The sequence below is a fragment of the Cobetia sp. genome (genome assembly GCF_983723665.1).
This window is the reverse complement of the sequence record NZ_CFDJES010000101.1, coordinates 9,823-10,998: the sequence shown is the minus strand read 5'-3', so window position 1 is coordinate 10,998 and position 1,176 is coordinate 9,823. Positions and strand designations below refer to the sequence as shown.

General features: G+C 63.2%; 1 protein-coding gene. It reads right to left on the bottom strand.

Annotated features, from left to right (window positions below; all coding sequences use genetic code 11):
- Positions 1 to 12: 12 nt before the first annotated feature.
- Positions 13 to 1,068, bottom strand: a complete 1,056-nt coding sequence (hisC, locus tag AC4FAH_RS10620) for a histidinol-phosphate transaminase (protein WP_131431155.1) — start codon at positions 1,066 to 1,068, stop codon at positions 13 to 15.
- Between the last annotated feature and the right edge of the window lie 108 nt (positions 1,069 to 1,176).

The following is a 1,176-nucleotide window of genomic DNA, read 5'->3' as shown; positions in this document are numbered from 1 at the left end:
CCGTGCGCTATCTCAGCGACACAGGGTTTCCAGGGCTTCGATCAGGCTGTCCATCTCGGCATCGGTACCGATGCTGATGCGCAGATAGTCACGCAGTGCGTCGGTGTTGAAGTGGCGCACCAGGATGCCCTGTTCGCGCAGGCCGATGAACAGCTTGCCGGCATCGTGGGTCGGGTGAGTCGCCAGCACGAAGTTGGTCTGCGAGGGCAGGATCTCGAAGCCCAGCGCGGCCATGCGATCGCGCGTCTGCTCGCGAGTGGTGATGACCCGCGTGCGGCACTCATCGAAATAGTCGGGATCACTGAGCGCGGCGACGCCGACCTGTTCGGCCAGGCGGTCGATGGGGTAGGAGTTGAAGGAGTCCTTCACGCGCTCCAGACCCTCGATCAGCTCACGCGAGGCCACGGCATAGCCAAGACGAATGCCCGCCAGGCTGCGCGACTTCGAGAAAGTGCCTGTCACGACCAGGTTCGGATACTGATGAATCAGCGGGATGGCGCTTTCGCCACCGAAGTCCACGTAGGCCTCGTCGACCAGCACCACGCTCTGCGGATTGCGCTCCAGCAGCGCGGCAATCGCCTTGCGGCCATGGCCATGGCCTGTCGGGGCGTTGGGGTTGGCGAAGATGATGCCGCCATTGTCGTTGCCGAAGGCTTCCAGGTCGACTTCCCAGTTGTCGGTCAGCGCGATGCTGCGCGACTCGATGCCATACATGCGGCAGTAGACCGGGTAGAAGCTGTAGCTGATGGACGGCAGCAGCAGCGGCTTGTCCTGACGGAAGAATGCCTGGAAGGCCAGCGCCAGCACCTCATCGGAGCCATTGCCGACAAAGACTTCCTCGGCGCCCACATGGAAGGTATCGGCGAGGGCGGCGCGCAGCGAGCTGGAGCTCGGGTCCGGGTAGCGGCGCAGATCAGAGGCATTGAACTCGCGCAGCGTCTGCTCCACGGCGGGAGCCGGCGGATAGGGGTTCTCGTTGGTGTTCAGCTTGATCAGCTGCTCACGCGGTTGTTCGCCGGGGACGTAGGGGGTCAGGTCGTGGACCTGGGGGCTCCAGTACTTGCTCATGATTTCTCGCCGCTGGTGACAGTGCATGACCCGTGTCATGGATGCTTTTCATGTTGCCCGCTGGATCGTCGCGGTACAAGCACCGGCATGCGCTCTGAGTGAGTCATG

Bases quoted from the DNA above. Each gene is read 5' to 3' on its own strand.
- hisC (WP_131431155.1), bottom strand. From the start codon at position 1,068: ATGAGCAAGTACTGGAGCCCCCAGGTCCACGACCTGACCCCCTACGTC.